Raw genomic sequence first — 15925 nt, 5'->3', positions numbered from 1 at the left:
CCCCTCTCTCGTTCCGTCGCATCGGGTGATCGGCAAACCGTCACGTGTTCGGTTCCTCGGGGTGCCGACCACCTGACGTTCTACCGACCACGGCGGTCCCGGCGGGGCCGGAGGGCCCGGCGGGGCCGGAGGGCCCGGCGGGCCCTTCCGTGAGGAGGGCCCTGAGGGTTGCCGTCAGGGCGCGGACTCCGGCGTCGCAGTCGGCGTTCTCCGCGTGCTCGGCGGGCGAGTGCGAGATCCCCGTGGGATTGCGCACGAACAGCATGGCGGTGGGGAACCCGGCCGCCGCGAAGATGCCGGCGTCGTGCCCGGCGCCCGTCCCGATCACCGGTGCGGGCCTGCCGGAGCCCGGCCGCCCGACGATGTCGGCCAGCCGCCCCGCGAGCTCAACATCGAACACGGTCGCAGGAGTCCAGGACTCCTCGACCACCCCCCACCCCCCACCCCTGACTCCCCCGTCGGCTCTCTCGGCCGAACGCCGTGCTGGTTGCGCTATGGAGCCTGGATCCGCCACCGCCACGGCGTTCGGCGAACCGAGGACGGCCAGGACCGATTCCTCCGTCTCCGCGCGAGCGTCGATCCAGGCCCGGACCCGGGACGGGATCGCGTTGACGCCGTTCGGCTCGACCTGGACCTTGGCCACCGTGGCAAGCGCCCCGGCGTGCTCGGCGGCCGCGCGCACGTCGGTGATGAGCCGGGCGAGGTCCAGCATCGGATCGTGGCGGTGGGCCAGCGGCGTGGTACCGGCGTGATTGGCCTCGCCCGCGAGGTCGACGCGCCAGCGGCCGTGCGGCCAGATCGCGGCGCCGACGGCGACCGGAGCCTCCTCGTCCACCGGCAGATCGGCGAGGTAGCGCCCCTGTTCCACGTGGAGCTCGACGAAGACGCCGACGCGTGCGAGGGCCTCGTCGTCCCGCCCGTAGTGCCCGACCAGGCCGCCATCGGCCGCGTCCTCGCCGACCCGCCGCAGCACGTCCGCGAGGCTGTCCCCGGCGCCGTCGCGCAGCGCGAGGAGCTTGTCCGCGCCGACCGTCCCGGTGACGGCCCGCGAGCCCAGGCAGGCGAGCCCGAACCGGGCGCCCTCCTCGTCGGAGAAGTTCACGATCCCGAGCGGCCGCTCCGGGCGCACACCCGCGGCGCGCAGGGCGTCGAGCGCCGCGAACGCGCTCGCCACCCCGAGCGGACCGTCGAACGCGCCGCCCCCGGGCACCGAGTCGAGGTGGCTGCCGGTCACGACACCCGGCCCGTCGACGTCCGGGTCGCCCCACCACGCCCACTGGTTGCCGGCGCGGTCGGTCACCACGGCCAGGCCCCGTGCGTCGGCCTCGGCGGCGAACCACTCGCGCAGGGCCAGGTCGTGCGCGGTCCACGCGAACCGCTCGTAGCCGCCCGACGGCGCCCGCCCGACGTCGGCGATCGCCCCGAGCAGCTGCCCCACCGACGTCGTGCCTACCGGGGTTCCGGTCACGGCGTCTCCCGCATCGGCACGCGCAGCCCGCCCCGTTCGGCGGCCGCCACGGCGTCGTCGTACCCGGCGTCGACGTGCCGCAGCACCCCTGTCGCGGGGTCGTTCGCGAGCACCCGGGCAAGCTTCTGGGCGGCGAGCGGCGTGCCGTCGGCCACGGACACCTGCCCGGAGTGGAGCGACCGTCCCATCCCGACGCCGCCGCCGTGGTGGATCGAGACCCACGTGGCACCGGACGCGGTGTTCATCAGGGCGTTCAGCAGGGGCCAGTCGGCGATGGCGTCCGAGCCGTCCGCCATGGACTCGGTCTCCCGGTACGGGGAGGCCACGGAGCCGGAGTCCAGGTGGTCGCGCCCGATGGCGAGCGGCGCGGAGATCTCGCCCGACGCCACGAGCTCGTTGAACCGCACTCCCGCGACGTCGCGCTCCCCGTGCCCGAGCCAGCAGATGCGGGCCGGCAGCCCCTGGAACGCGACCCGGTCCTGGGCGGCACGGATCCAGCGGCCGAGGTGGTCGTCGTCGGGGAAGAGGTCCAGCACGGCCTGGTCGGTCACCGCGATGTCGCGCGGGTCACCGGACAGTGCCGCCCAGCGGAACGGGCCCTTGCCCTCCGCGAAGAGCGGCCGGATGTACGCGGGCACGAAGCCGGGAAAGTCGAACGCCCGGTCGTACCCGCCCAGGCGGGCCTCGTCGCGGATCGAGTTGCCGTAGTCGAACACCTCGGCGCCCGCGTCCTGGAAGCCGACCATGGCCTCGACGTGCCGGGCCATCGACTCCCTGGCCCGGTCGGTGAACCCGGCCGGGTCCTTCTCGGCGAGGTCGGCCCAGTCCTCCAGCGCGACGCCGGACGGCAGGTACGACAGCGGGTCGTGCGCCGAGGTCTGGTCCGTGACGATGTCGACCTCGACGCCGCGACGCAGCAGCTCCGGCACCACGTCGGCCGAGTTCCCGACCACGCCCACCGACAGCGCCCGGCGCTCCTTCTTGGCCATGAGGGCCAGCTCGACCCCTTCGTCCAGCGACGAGGCGACGACGTCGAGGTAGCGCGTGTCGACGCGGCGGTGCAGCCGGGCCGGGTCGACGTCGACCACCAGGCAGACGCCGCCGTTGAGCGTGACGGCCAGGGGCTGGGCGCCACCCATGCCACCGCAGCCGCCGGTCAGGGTGAGCGTCCCCGCGAGGGTTCCGCCGAACTTCTTGGCCGCCACCGCCGCCAGCGTCTCGTACGTGCCCTGCAGGATGCCCTGCGAGCCGATGTAGATCCACGATCCGGCCGTCATCTGGCCGTACATCGTCAGGCCCAGCTGCTCCAGGCGGCGGAACTCCGGCCACGTCGCCCAGTCGCCCACGAGGTTGGAGTTGGCGATCAGCACCCGCGGCGCCCACTCGTGCGTGCGGAGCACGCCGACCGGGCGGCCCGACTGCACCATCAGCGTCTCGTCCTCGCGCAGGTCGGTGAGCGAGCGGACGATCCCGTGGTAGCTCGGCCAGTCGCGCACCGCGCGCCCGGTGCCGCCGTAGACGACCAGGTCGTCGGGCCGCTCGGCCACCTCGGGGTCGAGGTTGTTCATCAGCATGCGCAGCGGGGCCTCGGTCTGCCAGCTGCGGGCGGTCAGGCTGGTGCCGCGCGCCGCACGAACCCTCACGGGCGTCCCCCGGTCATACGTCTCCATGCGTCCCTCTCCTTGGTTGTAGGCGTGTCAGATCAGGGGGCCGACGGCGGCCGCGGGGGCCGTCGCGACGGCGCCGGTCGCCACGAGCTCGACCACGTGCTCGATCTCCGGGGCGAGGTAGCGGTCGGGTCCCGGACCGGGCACCACGGCGCGGACGGCGTCGTGCACGGCGCCCGTCCCCGCTGCGGGGGCCTCGGCGCGGAAGTCCAGCGCGCGCGTCGCCGTGAGCACCTCGATCGCGAGCACGCGCGTGAGCCCGTCGACGGACCGGCGGAGCTTGCGGGCGCCGGACCATCCCATGGACACGTGGTCCTCCTGCATCGCGGAGCTCGGGATGGAGTCCACGCTGGCCGGCGCTGCCAGCCGCTTCAGCTCCGAGACGATCCCCGCCGCCGTGTACTGGGCGATCATGTGGCCGGAGTCGACGCCGGGGTCGTGCGCGAGGAATGCCGGCAGGCCCTCGGAGCGGGAGACGTCGAGGAACCGGTCGGTGCGGCGCTCGCTCATGCTCGCCAGGTCGGCGGTCGCGATGGCGAGGAAGTCCAGCACGTACGCGACGGGTGCCCCGTGGAAGTTGCCGTTCGACTCCACGCGGCCGTCCGAGGTCACCACCGGGTTGTCGATGGCGGAGGCCAGCTCGCGGCCCGCCACCGTGGCCGCGTGCTCCAGGGTGTCGCGGGCGGCGCCGTGCACCTGCGGGGTACAGCGCAGCGAGTAGGCGTCCTGCACGCGGGTGCACGCGGGGTTGCCGTTCTCGTCCAGCTCGCGGTGGCTCGCCATGAGCGGTGACCCCGCGAGGACCTTGCGCAGGTTCGACGCCGACGCCGCCTGGCCCGGGTGCGGGCGCATCCCGACGAGGTCCTCGGCGAACGGGGCGTCCGACCCGAGCAAGGCCTCGACGCTGAGCGCCGCGGCGACGTCGGCGGTGGTGAGGAGCCGGCGCAGGTCGTGGAGGGCGAGGCAGAGCATGCCGAGCATGCCGTCGGTGCCGTTGATGAGGGCGAGGCCCTCCTTCTCGGCGAGCAGCAGGGGGTCGATCCCGGCCTCGGCGAGTGCCTCGACGGCATCGACGACCTCGCCTGCTGCCCCGCTGGTCGAGCCCTTCGAGGCGCTGGGCGGCACCACCCGCACCCGCCCCTCCCCCATGGTGGCCAGCGCGACATGGGCGAGCGGCGCGAGATCCCCGGAACAGCCGAGCGAACCGTACTCGTGCACGATCGGCGTGATGCCGGCGTTGAGCATCGCGGCGTAGGTCTGCGCGGTGACGGGGCGTGCACCGGTGTGGCCGGTGACGAGCGTCGCGAGGCGCAGCAGCTGCAGTGCGCGCACCACCTCGGTCTCGACCTCGGGGCCGGACCCGGCGGCGTGCGAGCGCACCAGGCTGAGCTGGAGCTGGGCCCGCATCTCCGTGGGGATGTGGCGGCGGGCGAGGGCGCCGAAGCCCGTGGAGACGCCGTAGTGGGGCACGGTGTCCTGAGCCAGTCCGTCGATGACGGCGCGGCTCTCGGCCATGCGGGCCACGGCGCTCTCGTGGATCTCGACGGAGGCGCCGTAGCGGGCGACCGCGACCACCTGGTCGACGGTCAGCGGCGTCCCGTCCAGGACGACGTGCTGGGGCAGGTCCGGACCGGCCGGGCGGGTGGCCGGCGTCGGCTCCGTGTGGTGCAGGGTGCTCATCCCCCCATGAAACCCCGCCCCGCTCCCTCCGTCCCCCCACCCAGGCCGGTTACAGTCTGAGATACCAGACAACCGAAGGTGGTCGGTAGTTCGTCAGGTGACCGGCAACTCGGGCTGCCGATCACCTGACAGATTGCCGATCACCCGGCCCCGTCCCTGGAGGCAGCATGGCTGGCAGCAGTACCGTTCCGGCCGCACGGACCACGGCGCGGCTGCTCACGTTCCTCGCGGCACAGACCGGTCCGGTGCCCGCCGGCGCCATCGCGCACGGCATCGGGGTGCCGCGCTCGAGCGTCTACCACCTGCTGTCCGTGCTGGGCGACGAAGGTTTCGTGCGGCACTTTCCCGACGAACGGCGCTACGGCCTCGGCGTCGCCGCGCTCGGCCTGGGCAGTGCGTACACCCGGCAGGCGCCGCTCACCCGGCTGGCCGCACCCGTCGTCGCCCGGCTCGTGGAGTCCACCGGTGAGAACGGGCACCTCGCGGTGCTCAACGGCCGCGAGGTGCTGTACCTGGTGGAGCAGCGGGCGGCGGGGCGCCCGCCTCTGGTGACCGACGTCGACGTGCATCTCCCGAGCCACCTCACCGCGAGCGGGCGGGCCGTGCTCGCGCTGCTGCCGCCGGCGCAGGTGCGGGCCCTGTACCCGACGCCGGGTTCGTTCACCGGGCTGACCGGGGCAGGACCGCGGACGCTGCGGGAGCTCCGGACCGTGCTGCGGTCGGCTCGTGAGCGAGGGTTCGCGGAGGAGGACGGCGAGGTGTCGGCCGGGTTCGCGTCGGTCGCGGCTGCCGTGGTGGACCACACGGGGCGGCCGGTCGCCGGGCTGGCGGTGACGTTCCGGTCGGAGGCCTACGACGACGACGCGCGAGCCGGTCTCGCGGAGCAGGCGACCCGGGCGGCGCGGGAGGTCAGCCGGAGGCTGGGGGCGCGGTGACACCGGCTCGGGCGCCTCGCTGTCGCACTGGTCCCTGGCGTTGGCTGCCCGCGCACATCATGCGTCGGAAATGACTCCTGACCTGCAAGAATATGCCTGCCGACAATGTCTCGAACTGCCGCGGTAATGACACAATTCTTGATGCCTGGACCGCTCGCGCGCGACGACTGATCGACTTAGAGCGTTATTCAGCGGCTTGGGAGTGCCCATGACTGTGTGACGCCCTGACCTGCATCGTTGCTTGTCAGGGTCAAGATCGGGCAGATAGCGCAACGGTCCTTGCGTCCGGTTTGATCGTGGTTGTCGAGACCCCATCAAGCCGAGCGAAGGACCGATGCCGTACCACTCTACTTGCGGGCTGAGCCCTGCCCAGACCTCCGAGCTGATCGGCCGCGTTCACCAGGTCCACGCCGCCCGTCCCGACGAGCAGCGGTACGACTTCGAGATGCCGGTCGACCAGGCGGTGGTGATGGTCCTGGTGATGGTGCGCCACAACCTCGCCCAGCAGGTCACCGCAGACCTGCACGGCGTCTCCCAGTCCACGGTCTCGCGGATCTACCGCTACCTGCTACCGATCCTGGGCATGGTCACGATGATGGACCGCGCCCGCCTGACCGACGCTCTCGCCTCCGGCGTCGTCCTAATCGACGGGACCCCGGTCCCGACCGGCAACCGCACCGCGACCGGGAAGGAGAACTTCAACGGCAAGCACCGCAAGCAGGCACTCAACGTGCAGGTCGCGGCCCGGCCCGACGGCACCCTGACCGACGTCTCAGACCCCGTGCCCGGCCGCCGCCACGACTCGGTGGCCCTGGACCTGGTGGGGTGGGGCTACCAGATCCGTGCCGCCACCGACCACAACCCGCAGCTGGCCGTCTTCGGCGACAGCGCCTACAGCCGGCACACCGACTGGACCCCGTTGAAGAAGCCGAAGGATGTCGAGCGCACACCCGAAGACATCGCGTTCAACCGCGCCGTAGCCAGCTTCCGCGCCCCGGTCGAACGAGCCATCGGACTGCTCAAGCAGTGGAAGACCCTCGCCACCGGCTACCGCGGACGCCTGAGCGAACTCCCAACCGTCATCCACGTGATCGTCAACCTGGAGTTCTACCGACTGGCCAGCTGAATAACGCTCTTACTTGCGCGAAAGATCCGCCACCGGAACGGTGAACTCTCGCGACCGCAGGGGACCTGGCGCCAGCACCACCGCCTCCTTGCCGGTCCACCCGCGCCGGATGGCCTGCACGACGCCCTCCGCGCCCCGCTCCGTGCTCGACACTCCGGTGACCTTCACGATGACGCCCGCCGCGATCCCGTCGCCCATGGCTTTTCTGCTCTCTGTAGTAATTGCGGTAGTAATTGCGGGCCAGGGCCGATCGACGTGACCTTCAACTCGTGGCGATTTGGCACTCAGCTCGATAGGGAGCCAGATACTGCCAGCGTCGACAGAGTGTCGTCAAGATAAATGCGGAATGTAGAAATGAATCACCTTTCTACGGTTCGTGGCCGCACATTTCCTCGCACCGGAACGACGCTCTCGTAGGTCTGCGACATGCTCGCTGCTCAGAGCAGTCCTGCTGACGGCAGATCCGGCCCCGCGACCCCCTCCGCGAAGCGCACGGTGGGGTCATGACCGAATCACCGAAGGCGCCGATGTTCGGCGAGCACGCACGCCGCGAGCTGTACGAGCGGCGTGTCCTGGTTCTCGACGGACCTCTGGACGACGACAACGGGACGCTCCTGATGACCCAGCTGATCGCGCTGGCCACGGAGGACTCGTCCACCGACATCGACCTGTGGATCCACTCTCCGGGCGGATCGGTGCCCGCGATGCTGGCGATCCGCGACATCATGCGAACCATCCCCAACGACGTGTCGACGCTCGTGCTGGGGATCGCCTACAGCGCGGGCCAGTTCCTCCTCTCGGCAGGCACCTCGGGCAAGCGCAGGGCGCTGCCGAACTCCCGGGTCCTGATGCACCAGGGCTCGGCCGGGATCGCCGGCACCGCCGTCGACATCGAGCTGCAGGCGGACGACCTGCGACACACCCGGGACACCGTGCTGCGCCTGGTCGCCGAGGACACCGGGCAGCCGGTCGAGCGGATCTTCGAGGACTCGCTGCACGACCACTGGTACACGGCCGAGGAGGCTCTCGACTTCGGCTTCATCGACACGATCGTGCAGGGCTTCGACGGGCTCAGACCGCGCGACCGTCAGCCGACCGGGTTCAGCGCCGTAGCCGAGGGGGACGCACGATGAGCAGCTACACCATCCCGAACGTCATCGCGTCGCACCCTCGGGGCGAGCGGATCATGGACGTCTACTCCCAGCTGCTCTCCGAACGGATCATCTACCTGGGCACCGCGATCGACGCCGGCGTCGCCAACGCCCTGATCGCGCAACTGCTGCACCTGGAGTCGAGCAACCCGGACAGCGACATCCAGCTCTACGTCAACTGCGAGGGCGGAGACCCGAGCGCCGGGATGGCGATCTACGACACGATGCGCTACATCCGGCCGCAGGTGTCGACCACCGTCGTGGGGCAGGCGGTCGCGGTCGGGGCCGTGCTGCTCGCCGCGGGGGCCGACGGCAAGCGGGCGGCGCTCCCGCACGCACGGGTCATCCTGCACCAGCCCGCGGCACAGGGCCGTGGCGCGATCCCAGACCTGATCCTGCAGGCCGACGAGGTGGTCCGCATCCGTGCCGACATGGAGGTCGCGCTCGCCCAGCACACGGGTCAGAGCGTCGGCACCCTCCGCGCCGACACCGACCGCGACCGCATCTTCACCGCCGGAGCCGCACGCGACTACGGCCTCCTGGACCACGTGATCGACCAGCGATGACGCGGTGTGATGCCCGGGCCGGTGGGCCCGGGCATCACGCCGCGAGCGCGAAGGCCGCCTGGCAGGTGGGCTGCCGTGCGGTGTCGCGGACGACGACCAGGCGGTCGGCGACGGCGGCAACCAGGTCGACCAGGGTGACGTCCAGCGCGCCGGTGATCGCCGCGATCATCTCGCTCGACGGCTCTTTGACGCCACGCTCGATCTCCGAGAGGTACTGCGGCGAGATCCCGGCGCGGCGGGCGGTCTGGTCCAGCGTCTCGCCGCGCACGTGCCGCAGCTGTCGCAGGCGTTCGCCGAGCAGGTGCCGCAGGAGCGGCTCTCGTGTCGTCGACGTCGACGGGGTTCGGGTCATACCTGAGCGTAGAACCGCACCCTCGGCCGACGTCGGCGCTTCTGCTGAGAGCAGCGACCGACACGGCACAGTCATGACGACACGAACCGGTCCCCGAGAGCCGGGAACTGACACCGGACAGCTGCAAGGCTGGGCCGGCGTGGGACAGATTCAGGACAGACGCCGCGAGCGACGCGGCCGGTGACCGGGGAGCCGAGATGCGACGGAGCAGGCTGGTGCAGGTCTGGGCGGTCTTCCTGGTGGGGCTGGTCGGTGGTTGCGCTCAGCCGGGTACCGCGGGTGGGGCGGCCGGTGTCGGCACATCCGGGGAACCGCGCGGATACCTCTGCCACGGCACGCCGGTCCCGGCGGCGGTCCTCACCGACGGCGCCACCGCCGATGAGCTCGGTGACGAGGCCGCCGCGGCACTGGACGGGGCGAGCGTCCCCGCCATCGAGCCGGAGCAGTGGCGTGTGCTGACGGAGACAAGCACGCGGGTCTACCTGATCCGGGAGCTGCCCGAGCCGCGTGACAGCGACGGCGAACAACGCACGCATGAGCTCTTGGGCATCGAGTGGACCGACCAGACCGAGGAGGGCGGCGAGGGCTGGCAGCTCTGGCAGCACGGCGACTGTGCGCTGCGCTACGACCTGGGCGAGCTCGGCGACGCGATCGTCGGGCTCGACCCCGACAACCCGCCGGACGCCGCGTCCTCGGAGGTACCCGTGCTCGTCACCGAGATCGACTGTGCGAGCGGCAAGCCGGCAGATGGCCGGGTCAGGGTGGAGCACCTGGTCGAGCTCGAGGACCGGGTAGAGCTCGTGATCGGCGTCGAAGCCCCGCCGGGGGACGGCCAGAACTGTCCGTCCAACCCGCCGACGCCGTTCACCATCGAGCTGGACGAGCCGCTCGGGAACCGGACACTGGTGGACGTCGCGGTGTACCCGGAGCGGGAGCTGGCCGTAGTCGCACAGGAGTGATGGGGCGGCCCGGATCACGGGGGGCGCACCGATGTCGCGGACAGGACACCACGTCCGTGGCTCCGGACCACGAACGCGAAGTTCTGTGCCCCCGTCGATCCTCTACAGTTGACCCGCGCCCCCCACCCCTGCCGTCCTGGGAGATGTCTTCGTGAGTTCACACCCGCGCGAGTTCCGTCTGCTCGTCACCGGTGGAGGGACCGGTGGGCATACCTATCCGGCCCTGACCACGCTCCGCGCCCTCCAGGCCAGGCTCACGGGGGAAGGCACAGCGGTCAGCGTCCTCTGGGCAGGCACCGCCGAAGGCCTGGAGGCCAAGGTCACCGCATCCGAGGGCATCCGCTTCGTGTCGGTCGCCACGGGCAAGATCCGCCGTTCGAGCAACCCGCTGGGCATGCTGTCGGCCGCCAACATGAAGGACATGGCGCGTGTGCCGCTCGGCGTCGCGCAGGCCAGATCGATCGTCGCCGAGTTCAAGCCGGACGTGATCCTGTCGACGGGCGGCTACGTCGCCGTCCCGATCGGGCTCGCCGCCGGCCTGCTGCGGCGTCCGCTCGTGGTGCACGAGCAGACCGTGCGGCTCGGGCTCGCCAACCGCCTCCTGGCCAAGCGCGCCACCCGCGTCGCCGTCTCCTCGCCGTCCACCCTCGAGCTGCTGCCCGAGAGCGTGCGCGAGCGGACCGTCGTGACCGGCAACCCGGTCCGCGCCGAGGTGATGACCGGGGAGCCGCTCAAGGCCGTCGACGCGCTCGGCCTGGACTCGTTCGACCCGGACCTCCCGGTCCTGTACGTGACGGGCGGCGCGCAGGGGTCCGTCCAGATCAACACGCTCGTCACCGAGGCGCTGCCGTGGCTGCTCCAGCGCGCGAACGTGATCCACCAGTGCGGGCCGAACAACCTCCAGGACATGTTCGAGCGCACCGCCGCCCTCCCGGCCGAGCTCGGCGCCCGCTACCGCGTCTTGGGGTTCGTCGGCGCCGAGCTGCCGGACGTGCTCGCCCTCGCCGACGTCGTCATCTCCCGGAGCGGCGCCGGGACTATCGCCGAGCTGACGGCACTGGGCAAGCCCTCCGTCCTGGTCCCGCTCGCCTCAGCGGCCGGGAACGAGCAGGCGCACAACGCGCGCCGGCTCCAGGACCTGGGTGCGGCTATCGCCCTGGAGGGCGACCTCCACGAGACGGACCTCCGGGCGGCGCTCAGACCGCTGCTCGACGCCGGACGGCGCGAGCGGATGTCCCACGCCGCCCGGGAGCACGGGCGTCCTGACGCCGCCGAGCGGCTGGTGGACGTGCTGCTGGAGGCGGCGCGGCCCGCCAACGCCTGACGAACCCTCGCTACGCTGTCTCGGTGCTCATCGAACGGGTCCGGGTCAAGCCGGCAGTCGTCGAAGAGGGCCAGTGGCCCTGGACCGTGCCGGCCATCGGTGACCTCGCCGCCCAGGGCATCCGGCTGAGCAGCAGCATCGTGGTCCTCGTCGGCGCCAACGGGAGTGGCAAGTCCACCCTGCTGGAAGCGATCGCCGAGGGCTACGGCCTGGACGTCCGCGGCGGGCACGGCGGCCGCAAGTACGCCAGCACCCTGGAGACGAGCCCGCTCGGCGAGGCGATCATGCTGGACCGCACGCGCGCCGGGTCGGGGATGACCCGCCGCAACGCCAAGGGCTTCTACCTGCGGGCCGAGACAGCTTTCGGGATGCTCGAGTACATGACCGGGGCGGGGATGCCCGGCTACGGCGACAAGCCGTCCTGGGAGGTCAGCCACGGCGAGTCCTACCTCCAGGCGATCATGGGACGGTTCGACGGGCCGGGCCTGTACCTCCTGGACGAGGCCGAGGGGCCGCTGTCGTTCGAGTCGACGCTGCAGCTGCTGTACCGCCTGCAGGACCTGGTCACCGAGTTCCCCGCCCAGGTGATCTACGCGACGCACTCGCCCATGGTCGCTGCGCTTCCCGGAGCGCAGATCCTCGAGATGACCGACGAGGGGATCACTGAGCGGGAGTGGGCCGAGCTGCAGTCGGTGGGCTTGTGGAAGAGATTCCTGGGTCGGCCCGACACCTTCTTCGACACCACCACCTAGACGAGCGGCTCCCCGGGCGGAGGCGCCCTACTGTGAGAACCAACCGAACAGGAACGGAGCACCGATGTCCTCACCGCAGAGCGGCAGCAGCTGGGCCCAGGGCGTCGCCGACGACGGCGTCGTCACGATCGGAGACCCGCGGCTCAAGGCCCCCACCACGGAGGTCGACACCGCGGAAGCCGGCGAACTGCTGAAGGCCCTGGTCACCCGGTTGCGCGCGCTCCGCGGTGCAGGGCTCGCCGCGCCGCAGATCGGGATCTCGGTGAGGGCTGCGGTCGTCGAGGTGCGCAAGACCGACGTCTTTCCCGACCGGCCGGAGACCGGGCTGATCCAGCTGGTCAATCCCGTCGTCGTCGAGAGCTCCGACGAGACCGTGCTGGACTGGGAGGGCTGCTTCAGCGTGCCCGGCTACATGGGCCAGGTGCCGCGGGCGGAGCGCCTCACCGTCCGGTACACCACCGAGACCGGCGAGAGCGTCTCGCGGGAGTTCACCGGCTACCCCGCCCGGGTCGTGCAGCACGAGATCGACCACCTCGACGGTCTCGTGTACCTCGACCGCATGGCAGACCTGGCCAGCCTCACGACCGTCCAGAACTACCTGGACCACCACCGGCCGGCGGGCTGACGCCACCAGCGGTCTTCTTGTGGACCACCCGGCGCCTGACTAGGGTCGACGCCGTGACCGACCCCCGTTCCTGGCAGTCCGAGACCGCACTGCTCGGCAACGCCGACCCGTCCGACCCGACCGGCTGGTTCGAGCGGCTCTGGGCGTCCGCCCGCGACGGCGACGTCACGATGCCGTGGGACCGGGACGAACCGCACCCGGCACTGGCCACCTGGGCAGGCGCCCCCAGTTCGGGCACGGCGAGCGGCACCGCCGTCGTCGTCGGGTGCGGGCTGGGCGCCGACGCCGAGCACCTGTCCCGGCTCGGCTACGAGACGACGGCGTTCGACATCTCCCCCACCGCTGTCGCAGCGGCCCGCGACCGGAACCCCGGCTCCTCGGTGACCTACGCCGTCGGAGACCTGCTCGACCTGCCCCGCGCGTGGGTCGGCGCCTTCGACCTGGTCGTCGAGATCTACACCGTCCAGGCGGTGAACCGCAGCGTGCGCGACGGGCTCACCGCCGGCGTCCGCTCGCTGGTGGCGCCGGGCGGAACCCTGCTCGCGGTCCAGGCCATTGCCGAAGAAGGCGACGACGACGGCCCGCCCTGGCCACTGACCCGGGCGGAGATCGAGGCATTCGGCACGGACGGACTGTCGGCCGTGTCGATCGAGCAGCTTCCCGCCCCTGGAACCCCGAACCGCCCCGGAATCTGGCGCGCGGAGTTCCGCCGGGCCTGAGCCGCTGGAGTCAGCGTTATGCATGGATGCACGAGGCAATTCCATCGAGCAGCTCCGGCGGGTCGGGATACCGTGCCGCTTCTCCTGCTGCAACCCGCGCTGCGCTCCAGCACGCGACAGCGGCATCGAGCACGTCGTCCGGGCCGGCCACCAGCCCTGCAGGACCAAGATTCGCAGGCAGGACGAAGTTCGCTTCCGCGAGCAGCCGACGCCGGTCCTCCAGACCTGCCCACGTCGCTTTCGCAGCAGGTATGAATCGGCCCGCCAGGACGGTGAACGACATCTCGGGATGCACCTCGACGATCTGACGACCCGATGCGCGGACGACCTCGTCTACTTCGAGGATCCGAGCGGCCAGGGCCCACGCCTGCCGGCTGATCCCCTTCCGCATCACCCGGCGGGCCTCGTTGGAGGCGGCCTGATAGTCCGGCGCAGCCAGCACGGTTCGAGGCGGTGTCATGAACACTGACGGCCACCGTGGTCCGACAGCCTTCCGCACCAGTACGTCAGCCTCCCTGGGCTCGAGCCCGTCTGGCAGACCAATTGGGATGTCGATACCCACCACCTCGACCGCCCCATCAGCATCTGCGGCAGCGAGCAGCCCGACCAGTGTCGGTGATGCGTAGGTACGCAGATCGCTCGCGACCGCGACCCAGTTCCTCCCCGCTGCGTCGACTCCCATCACCCGGACCATCAGCACATGATCCGTCTAGCGGAAGGGCTGGGTTCAGGCGTTCCGCGGTCCGCGTTCACCGCAACGTAACGTAACAAACAGCATCGAAGGTGCGATGAAGCCGGCATCTCAGTGGGCTGCGGCGGCCACTTGTTGTGATCTCGAACGGGGCCATGTCGTGACTTGCGACCTTCCATGCATGTCGTCGAAGGCAACCGTCGCCGACATCGTCTTCTCGATCCTCACGTCGGCGTCGAATGTGGCCCGAATCGTTCGTGTCCCGTCAGCTCCATCCGGCTTGTGTGGCGCGCTCTTCGCCTGCCACATCACAGAGACTGCTCTGGTTTCCAACTGCTCGGCCTGGCGCTGCTGCCGGACCAGCTCACGCACCTGCCGACCCGCAAAGACCGCCGCTGCAACCGTCGCCGCAGCCACGACGAAATTGGTCACTTCTTGGGCGTCGAACACAGCTCTCATACTGACACTACGGGGGTCGCCCTGGCGTCCAGTCAGAAGAGATCACCCGCTGGGCTGACGATTGCTCTACTGGGCCAGCTATCAATCCACCCACCGGTCGTACTGCACGAAGAACCGCGCATCTCCCGCCCCTGCACCGATCACCCCGGTGCACACCCGCCGCAGGTCCAGCACGCCCTGGAAGGCGCACACCGTGCCGCCGGCCACCACCTCCGACGCCAGCTCCTCGCCCGACATACCGGCCGGCGGGTCGACCGTCAGCTCCACCCAGCAGCCCCCGGAGCCGCAGCCCATCCCCTCGGCAGTCACTCGGGCGCCGTCGGGCAGCGGAGGGAGCGACGACGCCGGCGGGATGGCCGACTCGTCGAGGGCCAGCGAGAGCGGGGGAAGGGCCACGCCCACCGCCGCGACCGCTACGAGTGCCACGACGCTCCTGATCGCCGTTCGGGTACGCATCCCCAGACCCTATGGGGAATGCATCCGATGACGGCCAACGCGTCGTCACCGGTCACCGAGGCCCTACCTTCGTCCCCACCTCCTCGCACGCAATTGAGATCGGTCGGATGACTCGAGATCGGTCAAACAACCGACCGATCTCGAGTCAACGGACCGAAGCCGGCGAGATCGGTCCGACGACCGACCGAACTCACCGACTCAGCCGGCCAGTTTCCGGACGATTGAACCAATGCCCCCTTTCATCCGTAGTGCAGGGCAGAGGCCGGCAACGGGTCGGCCTGCGAACGAGAGGGGCGGAGCGTGCGCAGAGGGACAAAGGTGGCGGTCGGTGTCGGCGCTGGGGTGGTCGTGATCGGTGCGGCGGCGGTGGTCTTCGGGCCAGGCCTGTACGCCGACTGGGCGAACGAGGCGGCCGCGGACGCCCCCACGCTCGAGTCGTCGGCGGTCCCCCTGCCCGACGCCGAGGCGGCCGCCGGCACGTGGACGATCGGCGACGGGTCGTTCGCCGGGTACCGCGTCGACGAGGTGCTGCAGGGCGAGGACGTGACGGTCACGGGGCGGACCGAGGACGTGACCGGCTCGATCACGGTCGCGGACGGCGCCGTCAGCGAGGCGAGCGTCGAGGTGGACGTCGCGAGCGTGGCGACGGACGAGGCGAACCGCGACGCGTACTTCCGGGACGAGGCGATGGAGGCGCACACCTACCCGACGGCGACCTTCGAGCTGACCGAGCCGGCCCCGATCGAGGAGGGCGCCACCACCGTCGAGCTGATGGGCGACCTCACGATCCACGGCGTCACGCAGCCCGCGACGGTCGAGGCCGAGGTCGCGGGCGACGCGACCACCGGCGACCCCGTGCAGGTCATCGGCAGCGTACCGGTCACGTTCTCCGACTTCGACGTCGAAGCCCCGTCGCTCGGCTTCGTGACGGTGGAGGATGAGGGCAGCATCGAGTTCTCGCTGCAGCTCCAGCCCGAGCAGTAACGACGGAGGCG

Annotated in this window: 18 protein-coding genes; 10 read left to right on the top strand and 8 right to left on the bottom strand. The window is 71.1% G+C overall.

What is annotated here, in order from left to right:
• Nucleotides 1-40: 40 nt before the first annotated feature.
• From ACFSL2_RS24135 to hutH, 3 genes are read right to left on the bottom strand one after another with little or no spacing between them, the layout of a single operon-like run.
• Nucleotides 41-1468, bottom strand: a complete 1428-nt coding sequence (locus ACFSL2_RS24135) for an allantoate amidohydrolase (protein WP_377200271.1) — start codon at nt 1466-1468, stop codon at nt 41-43.
• Nucleotides 1465-3138, bottom strand: a complete 1674-nt coding sequence (locus ACFSL2_RS24130; RefSeq protein ID WP_377200270.1) for a urocanate hydratase — start codon at nt 3136-3138, stop codon at nt 1465-1467. Before ACFSL2_RS24130 ends, ACFSL2_RS24135 begins: the two co-directional genes overlap by 4 nt.
• Nucleotides 3139-3165: 27 nt before the next feature.
• A complete protein-coding gene (gene hutH / locus ACFSL2_RS24125; RefSeq protein WP_377200269.1) occupies nt 3166-4815 on the bottom strand; it encodes a histidine ammonia-lyase in 1650 nt (549 codons plus the stop codon).
• 167 nt (nt 4816-4982) lie between these two features.
• Between hutH and ACFSL2_RS24120 the strand changes: the two genes are divergently transcribed.
• Together ACFSL2_RS24120 and ACFSL2_RS24115 are read left to right on the top strand one after the other, a co-directional pair.
• Nucleotides 4983-5750: an IclR family transcriptional regulator gene (locus ACFSL2_RS24120; protein WP_377200268.1), complete on the top strand. Its 768-nt coding sequence runs from the start codon at nt 4983-4985 to the stop codon at nt 5748-5750.
• Nucleotides 5751-6084: 334 nt separating this feature from the next.
• Nucleotides 6085-6876, top strand: coding sequence for a transposase family protein (locus ACFSL2_RS24115; protein ID WP_377197979.1), 792 nt, complete (start codon nt 6085-6087; stop codon nt 6874-6876).
• Nucleotides 6877-6885: 9 nt separating this feature from the next.
• Here ACFSL2_RS24115 and ACFSL2_RS24110 read toward each other — a convergent pair whose 3' ends face one another.
• Nucleotides 6886-7074, bottom strand: a complete 189-nt coding sequence (locus tag ACFSL2_RS24110) for a hypothetical protein (protein WP_377200267.1) — start codon at nt 7072-7074, stop codon at nt 6886-6888.
• A gap of 305 nt (nt 7075-7379) precedes the next feature.
• On the opposite strand from ACFSL2_RS24110, the gene ACFSL2_RS24105 reads away from it, so the two are divergent.
• Together ACFSL2_RS24105 and ACFSL2_RS24100 are read left to right on the top strand one after the other, a co-directional pair.
• Nucleotides 7380-8009, top strand: a complete 630-nt coding sequence (locus ACFSL2_RS24105) for a ClpP family protease (RefSeq protein WP_377200266.1) — start codon at nt 7380-7382, stop codon at nt 8007-8009.
• Nucleotides 8006-8593: a ClpP family protease gene (locus ACFSL2_RS24100; RefSeq protein WP_377200265.1), complete on the top strand. Its 588-nt coding sequence runs from the start codon at nt 8006-8008 to the stop codon at nt 8591-8593. Before ACFSL2_RS24105 ends, ACFSL2_RS24100 begins: the two co-directional genes overlap by 4 nt.
• 34 nt (nt 8594-8627) lie before the next feature.
• Here the strand turns inward: ACFSL2_RS24100 and ACFSL2_RS24095 are convergent, their stop codons facing one another.
• Nucleotides 8628-8945, bottom strand: coding sequence for a helix-turn-helix domain-containing protein (locus tag ACFSL2_RS24095; RefSeq protein WP_377200264.1), 318 nt, complete (start codon nt 8943-8945; stop codon nt 8628-8630).
• Nucleotides 8946-9142: 197 nt separating this feature from the next.
• Between ACFSL2_RS24095 and ACFSL2_RS24090 the strand changes: the two genes are divergently transcribed.
• From ACFSL2_RS24090 to ACFSL2_RS24070, 5 genes are all read left to right on the top strand, one after another.
• Entirely contained in the window at nt 9143-9904 is a 762-nt protein-coding gene (locus ACFSL2_RS24090) for a hypothetical protein (protein WP_377200263.1), read from the top strand.
• A gap of 151 nt (nt 9905-10055) precedes the next feature.
• Nucleotides 10056-11228: a UDP-N-acetylglucosamine--N-acetylmuramyl-(pentapeptide) pyrophosphoryl-undecaprenol N-acetylglucosamine transferase gene (locus ACFSL2_RS24085; protein ID WP_377200262.1), complete on the top strand. Its 1173-nt coding sequence runs from the start codon at nt 10056-10058 to the stop codon at nt 11226-11228.
• A gap of 23 nt (nt 11229-11251) precedes the next feature.
• The gene (locus ACFSL2_RS24080; protein ID WP_377200261.1) at nt 11252-11980 is read left to right on the top strand and encodes an AAA family ATPase; all 729 of its coding nucleotides are present in this window, start codon (nt 11252-11254) and stop codon (nt 11978-11980) included.
• Between the two features lie 64 nt (nt 11981-12044).
• On the top strand, nt 12045-12605 hold the full coding sequence (def, locus tag ACFSL2_RS24075) for a peptide deformylase (protein WP_377200260.1): 561 nt from the start codon (nt 12045-12047) through the stop codon (nt 12603-12605).
• Nucleotides 12606-12658: 53 nt separating this feature from the next.
• Entirely contained in the window at nt 12659-13324 is a 666-nt protein-coding gene (locus ACFSL2_RS24070; RefSeq protein WP_377200259.1) for a class I SAM-dependent methyltransferase, read from the top strand.
• A gap of 16 nt (nt 13325-13340) precedes the next feature.
• Here the strand turns inward: ACFSL2_RS24070 and ACFSL2_RS24065 are convergent, their stop codons facing one another.
• The 3 genes from ACFSL2_RS24065 to ACFSL2_RS24055 all read right to left on the bottom strand — a co-directional run bounded on the left by ACFSL2_RS24065 (nt 13341) and on the right by ACFSL2_RS24055 (nt 14930).
• Nucleotides 13341-14018, bottom strand: a complete 678-nt coding sequence (locus tag ACFSL2_RS24065; RefSeq protein WP_377200258.1) for a DUF429 domain-containing protein — start codon at nt 14016-14018, stop codon at nt 13341-13343.
• A gap of 108 nt (nt 14019-14126) precedes the next feature.
• Nucleotides 14127-14465, bottom strand: coding sequence for a hypothetical protein (locus tag ACFSL2_RS24060; protein WP_377200257.1), 339 nt, complete (start codon nt 14463-14465; stop codon nt 14127-14129).
• Between the two features lie 90 nt (nt 14466-14555).
• Nucleotides 14556-14930: a hypothetical protein gene (locus ACFSL2_RS24055; protein ID WP_377200256.1), complete on the bottom strand. Its 375-nt coding sequence runs from the start codon at nt 14928-14930 to the stop codon at nt 14556-14558.
• Between the two features lie 300 nt (nt 14931-15230).
• On the opposite strand from ACFSL2_RS24055, the gene ACFSL2_RS24050 reads away from it, so the two are divergent.
• Complete coding sequence (locus tag ACFSL2_RS24050) at nt 15231-15914, top strand: YceI family protein (RefSeq protein ID WP_377200255.1); 684 nt, start codon at nt 15231-15233, stop codon at nt 15912-15914.
• The last annotated feature ends 11 nt before the right edge of the window (nt 15915-15925 follow it).

The organism is Promicromonospora aerolata (genome assembly GCF_042682255.1).
Lineage (GTDB): Bacteria > Actinomycetota > Actinomycetes > Actinomycetales > Cellulomonadaceae > Promicromonospora > Promicromonospora aerolata.
The sequence above is the reverse complement of the archived record's forward strand: the minus strand, read 5'-3'. Positions and strand labels throughout refer to the sequence as shown.

Coding starts and splice junctions, on each gene's coding strand:
- def (WP_377200260.1), top strand. CDS start 12,045: ATGTCCTCACCGCAGAGCGGCAGCAGCTGGGCCCAGGGCGTCGCCGAC.
- ACFSL2_RS24065 (WP_377200258.1), bottom strand. CDS start 14,018: ATGGTCCGGGTGATGGGAGTCGACGCAGCGGGGAGGAACTGGGTCGCG.
- ACFSL2_RS24100 (WP_377200265.1), top strand. CDS start 8,006: ATGAGCAGCTACACCATCCCGAACGTCATCGCGTCGCACCCTCGGGGC.
- ACFSL2_RS24095 (WP_377200264.1), bottom strand. CDS start 8,945: ATGACCCGAACCCCGTCGACGTCGACGACACGAGAGCCGCTCCTGCGG.
- ACFSL2_RS24120 (WP_377200268.1), top strand. CDS start 4,983: ATGGCTGGCAGCAGTACCGTTCCGGCCGCACGGACCACGGCGCGGCTG.
- ACFSL2_RS24130 (WP_377200270.1), bottom strand. CDS start 3,138: ATGGAGACGTATGACCGGGGGACGCCCGTGAGGGTTCGTGCGGCGCGC.
- ACFSL2_RS24105 (WP_377200266.1), top strand. CDS start 7,380: ATGACCGAATCACCGAAGGCGCCGATGTTCGGCGAGCACGCACGCCGC.
- hutH (WP_377200269.1), bottom strand. CDS start 4,815: ATGAGCACCCTGCACCACACGGAGCCGACGCCGGCCACCCGCCCGGCC.
- ACFSL2_RS24055 (WP_377200256.1), bottom strand. CDS start 14,930: ATGCGTACCCGAACGGCGATCAGGAGCGTCGTGGCACTCGTAGCGGTC.
- ACFSL2_RS24115 (WP_377197979.1), top strand. CDS start 6,085: ATGCCGTACCACTCTACTTGCGGGCTGAGCCCTGCCCAGACCTCCGAG.
- ACFSL2_RS24090 (WP_377200263.1), top strand. CDS start 9,143: ATGCGACGGAGCAGGCTGGTGCAGGTCTGGGCGGTCTTCCTGGTGGGG.
- ACFSL2_RS24110 (WP_377200267.1), bottom strand. CDS start 7,074: ATGGGCGACGGGATCGCGGCGGGCGTCATCGTGAAGGTCACCGGAGTG.